This is a genomic window from Azospirillum sp. UFLA03-27, assembly GCF_059803775.1.
The window spans coordinates 1-4,629 of record NZ_JAUQTX010000366.1 but is presented as its reverse complement, the minus strand read 5'-3'; the positions used below and the strand labels follow the sequence as shown (position 1 = coordinate 4,629).

General features: G+C 70.5%; 5 protein-coding genes. 4 read left to right on the top strand and 1 reads right to left on the bottom strand.

Features of this window, described 5'->3' with window-relative positions; translation table 11 throughout:
- On the top strand, nucleotides 1-349 hold a 349-nt coding region (locus Q4I23_RS30620), incomplete at its 5' end, for a DUF2076 domain-containing protein (RefSeq protein ID WP_498528718.1).
- Between the two features lie 382 nt (nucleotides 350-731).
- Nucleotides 732-1,790 (top strand): Glu/Leu/Phe/Val dehydrogenase dimerization domain-containing protein, encoded by a 1,059-nt coding sequence (locus Q4I23_RS30615; RefSeq protein ID WP_498528717.1) that lies wholly within the window; start codon nucleotides 732-734, stop codon nucleotides 1,788-1,790.
- Between the two features lie 7 nt (nucleotides 1,791-1,797).
- On the opposite strand, the gene Q4I23_RS30610 is transcribed toward Q4I23_RS30615, so the two are convergent.
- Nucleotides 1,798-2,463, bottom strand: a complete 666-nt coding sequence (locus Q4I23_RS30610) for a MarC family protein (RefSeq protein ID WP_498528716.1) — start codon at nucleotides 2,461-2,463, stop codon at nucleotides 1,798-1,800.
- Nucleotides 2,464-2,699: 236 nt separating this feature from the next.
- Between Q4I23_RS30610 and Q4I23_RS30605 the strand changes: the two genes are divergently transcribed.
- Nucleotides 2,700-3,701 (top strand): alpha/beta hydrolase family protein, encoded by a 1,002-nt coding sequence (locus Q4I23_RS30605; RefSeq protein WP_498528715.1) that lies wholly within the window; start codon nucleotides 2,700-2,702, stop codon nucleotides 3,699-3,701.
- 61 nt (nucleotides 3,702-3,762) lie between these two features.
- On the top strand, nucleotides 3,763-4,446 hold the full coding sequence (locus Q4I23_RS30600; RefSeq protein WP_498528714.1) for a class I SAM-dependent methyltransferase: 684 nt from the start codon (nucleotides 3,763-3,765) through the stop codon (nucleotides 4,444-4,446).
- The last annotated feature ends 183 nt before the right edge of the window (nucleotides 4,447-4,629 follow it).

Here is a 4,629-nt window from a genome sequence, read left to right as displayed (position 1 = left end):
CCTGTTCGGTGGCGGCGCCGCCAAGCCCGCCCCGGCCCCGCAGCAGCGCCCCGGCGGCTCCCCCTGGGGTCAAGCGCCCGGCGCCGCCCCGGCCTACGGTGATCCGCGCGTTGCGGCCTACGCCCAGCAGCCGCAGCGGGCCGGTGGCGGCTTCATGGCCGGCGCCATGCAGACCGCCATGGGCGTGGCCGGAGGCATGCTGATCGGCAGCGCGCTGTCCAGCGCCTTCTCCGGCGGCGGCGAGGCCATCGCCCAGGAGGCCCAGGGCGCCATTGATCAGGTGGCCGAGGAGATCCCCAGCGAAGAGGATTCGTGGGGCGGCTTCGGCGGGGACGAGGAGGAATTCTGATCCCTGCGGGAACCGGCCGGGTGGCCTCCCCCCACCGCCCGGCCGGTTCCCGGCCTCATTCCTTTTGAGAGCGGACCGGAAATTATCGTTCGCGGTCCCGTCCGCGACACTTTCCCGCCGCCAGACCGCCCTGGCGCTCATCTCCTTGCTTTTTGCAGGCCAGCCAACCGTCCGTCTTGCCAGCATTTTCATGCGCATCTAGTTTCCTTCAAGAGAACAGCCCGTCGCTTCCCCGCCCGACCATGCAGGGGTGAAGCACAGGGCAAGGAAAAGCGGACACGCCGTACCACCGCACGGCGCGCGGAACTCTTCCGCGTGCAACGCTCGAGCTTTGCGTCACGGTGATCCCCGCTTTTCAAAAAGAAAAAATTTGGAGGAAACCGTGCCGCTGTTCGACCATCCCGATTTCGACGACCATGAGCAGGTGGTCTTCTGTTCCGACGCGGCGTCCAGCCTGCGCGCCATCGTCGCCGTGCACGACACCGCGCTCGGCCCGGCGTTGGGCGGGTGCCGCATGTGGCCCTACGCCAGCGACGAGGAGGCCCTGCGCGATGCGCTGCGCCTGTCGCGCGGCATGACTTACAAGTCGGCCCTGGCCGGCCTGCCGCTGGGCGGCGGCAAGTCGGTCATCATCGGCAACCCGCGCACCGACAAAAGCGAGGCGCTGCTGCGCGCCATGGGACGCCACGTCGAACGGTTGGGCGGACGCTACATCGTCGCCGAGGATTCCGGCACCGGGGTTCCCGACATCAAGACCATGGCGCAGGAAACCGCCCATGTCTCCGGCGTGGTCGAGAAGGCGACCGCAAGCGGCGGCACGCGCAGCGGCGACCCATCCCCCTCAACCGCCTACGGCGTCTTCGTCGGGCTCCGCGCGGCGGTGCTCCACCGCCTGCACCGCACCGACCTGGAGGGGCTGACCGTCGCCATCCAGGGCGTGGGCAGCGTCGGCGGGCATCTCGCCCGCTATCTGGCCGAGGCCGGGGCGCGGCTGTGGGTCGCCGACATCGACGAGGCGCAGGCCCGCCGCGTGGCCGACCGCGTCGGCGCCACACCGGTGTCCGCCGACGCCATCTTCGATCTGGAGGTGGATGTCTTCGCCCCCTGCGCTCTGGGCGCCGTCCTCAACGACGAGACGATCCCGCGGCTGACCTGCCCGGTCGTCGCGGGTGCTGCCAACAACCAGCTCGCCGAGGCCCGGCACGGGCAGGCTCTGGCCGACCGCGGCATCCTCTACGCCCCCGACTACGTCATCAACGCCGGCGGGGTGATCGACGTCTATCACGAGCGCGCCGGTTACGACCACGGCCGCGTGATGAGCCACATCGAGCGGATCGCCGACACGCTGACGGAGATCTTCGCCCGCGCCGACATGGAGCGCAAACCGACCGCCGCCGTCGCCGACCGCATGGCCCGCCAGCGCGTGGGGCGCGCCCGCTGAATCAGGCTCAACTCCCCGAGGCCAGCACGGGGAAGGCGTCCAGGATGCCGGTCAGCAGGATCTGCACGCCGACGCAGAACAGCAGGAAGGCGAACAGCCGCGTCAGCACGCGGGCGCGGGTGTGGCCGAGCAGAGCCACCAGCCGGTCGGCGGAGCGGTAGGACAGCCAGATCAGCAGCGCGATGGCCAGGGCCGCCGCCGACACGCCGATGAAGAAGTTCGTAAGGCCGGCGGTGTCCGCCGGGCGGGTGGCGCCGAGCGCGATGGCGACGGAGATGGTGCCCGGGCCGGTGGTGAAGGGAATGGTCAGGGGGAAGAAGGCCGACTCCCCGACATCGGAGTCCCCGGCCTCCTCCGCCGGTGCGGCCTGCTCCTGCTTGCGGGCCTCGTGGGCTTCCGGCGCGCTCAGCAGCGCCCAGGCGCGCTCCGCCACCACGAAGCCGCCGGCGATCCGCAGCGCCGCCAGCGAAATGCCGAAGAAGTTCAGCACGTAGGACCCCGCCCACAAGGCGGCCAGCATGACGATGGCCGAATAGACGGCAACCCGCGCGGCGAGCTGCACCCGCTCCTTCGGGCTGCGCTCCGCCGTCACCTGGCTGAAGATCAGCGCCATGGCGATGGGGTTGACGATCGAGAACAGCGCCGTGAAGGCGAGAAGGAAGCTGTCGAACATGGGACGGGCCGACCTGTGCCTTGGCGGTTGGCGGGGCGCACCGCCGTGGTACAGGCCGGCCCGTTTCTTGGCAAGGAGCCATGATTTGTGGACCCCATTGTTCAGGCAGGAAACACCGTGCTTGCCGTTTGACCGGCAAGACGGCCACACTCCCCCCAACGGGGAAGGCCTCGTGACGTGATGCCGGAGGGGTTGCGATGGGTCCGCAGACACGGCGGTGGGTTCTGGCTCTTCTGATGACCGGGCTGCTTCCGGTCCTGCCCGCGCGGGCGGAAACGCCGGCCCAGTTCCGGGCGGCGGTGTCGCAGATCGCCTACGCCGATCCGGGCACGGGCAAGACGGTGCCGATCCTGCTCTTCTACCCCACGCGCGATCCCGTGCAGCCGATCCGGCGGGGACCCTATCACCTGAACGTCGCCCCGGAGGGCGGACCGGCGCTGGATTCCGTGCCGCTGGTGATGATGACCCAGGGACCGGCGCGCAACGGTCTGGCGATGGTCAGCGTCGCCCTGTTCCTGGCGCGCCGCGGGATGATGACAGCCATCGTGACCCATCTCGGCGGCATGGAACCGGACGCGGATCCCAGGGCCGGCAAAGGCGACCGGATCGGCACCGTGCCGCTGTGGTCGGAACTGCCGCTGCAACTCCGCGCGGCTCTGGACGCTTTGCTGGACTCCTCGCCCATGGGCTTCCGGGTGGACCGGCAGCGCATCGGCGTGCTCGGCTACGCGTCCGGTGGCCATGCAGCGCTGGCGGCGGCGGGCGGGGTCGCCGATCCGGGACGGCTGGCCCAGATCTGCGTCACCCACCCCGACGACCGGACCCTCTGCCCGGCGGGCGCCAAGACCGCCGCCGCGGCCTCGCCGAAGCGGCTGGAGGCCGCCAGCGATCCGCGCATCCGCTCGCTGCTGCTGATGGACCCGGTCGGCGCCCTGTTCGCGGACGGCGCGCTGTCCCGCGTCACCGTCCCGGTCCGGCTGTACGAGGCGGAGAAGGGCGACGAGAGCGGCGCCCTCCAGGTGGCGCGGGTGCGCGGCCTGTTGCCCCAGCCGCCGGAATACGACCTCGTTCCCGGTGCCGGCCACTACGCCTTCCTGACACCGGTCCCGGCCAGCGCCGCCGCCCGCTTCGGCGCGACGGTGCAGGACCCGCCGGGCTTCGACCGCGCCGCCTTCCACACGCGGCTGAACGACGAGGTCCTCGACTATTTCCGGCGGACGCTGAACGCCGCGCCCTGACCCACCGGGGCCGGAACGCCGCCCAACACCTGCCAACCATCAAGAAAAACGGAAACGCACCATGACGACGTTGACCCTGAAGGACGCCCTGGCCGAGGTTCTGGACCCACGGGACCGGACCGTGGTGGATGTCGGCTGCGGCGACGGGTCGCTGACCCGCCATTTCGCGGGACTCGGCGCCCGGGCCATCGGCATCGAGATCAGCGAGGGCCAGCTCGCCCGCGCCCGCAAGGCGGAGCCGGTGGCCGGCGCCGACTACCGCGTCGGCAAGGGGGAGGCGCTGCCGCTGGAGGACGCGTCGGTGGATGCGATCGTCTACTCCAACAGCTTCCACCACCTGCCGCTGGCGGTCATGGCCGACGCGATGGCAGAGGCGGCGCGGGTTCTGAAGCCCGGCGGCACGCTGGTGGTGGTGGAGCCCATCGCCGAGGGCACCTATTTCGAGGTCATCCTGCCCATCGAGGACGAGACGGAGGTGCGGGCCGCCGCCTACGACACGCTGAAGCATCCGCCGCTGCCGTTGCAGGCGGTGGACGAGACGGTCTACAGCACCGTGGTGCGCTACCGCGACGCCGATCATTACCTGACCCACGTCACCGCCGTGGACCCGGTGCGGCGCGAGCGCCTGCCTCCGGTGGAGGCCGAGGTCCGCCGCCGCTTCGCCGCCAACGGGCGGACCGACGCGGAGGGGATGACCGCCTTCGACCAGCCGATGCGGCGCATAGTCTTCAGGAAGCTGCCTTAAGCACGCACCACTTGGCGGCGATACGGCGGCATGCCAGCATGAGCGCCGCCGTTTGGTCACAGGCGCGCCATCGCGCGTCGGGGGCATAGTGGAGCGGCGTCACCCTTTCGAAGGTCGAAGACCATGCCCCGCCCCTGTCTCTTATACACATCTGACGCTGCCGACGATTATACGCGAGTGTAG

What these genes read in the sequence shown, in the direction of transcription:
- Q4I23_RS30610 (WP_498528716.1), bottom strand. Translation starts at nt 2,463, where the DNA reads ATGTTCGACAGCTTCCTTCTCGCCTTCACGGCGCTGTTCTCGATCGTC.
- Q4I23_RS30605 (WP_498528715.1), top strand. Translation starts at nt 2,700, where the DNA reads ATGACCGGGCTGCTTCCGGTCCTGCCCGCGCGGGCGGAAACGCCGGCC.
- Q4I23_RS30600 (WP_498528714.1), top strand. Translation starts at nt 3,763, where the DNA reads ATGACGACGTTGACCCTGAAGGACGCCCTGGCCGAGGTTCTGGACCCA.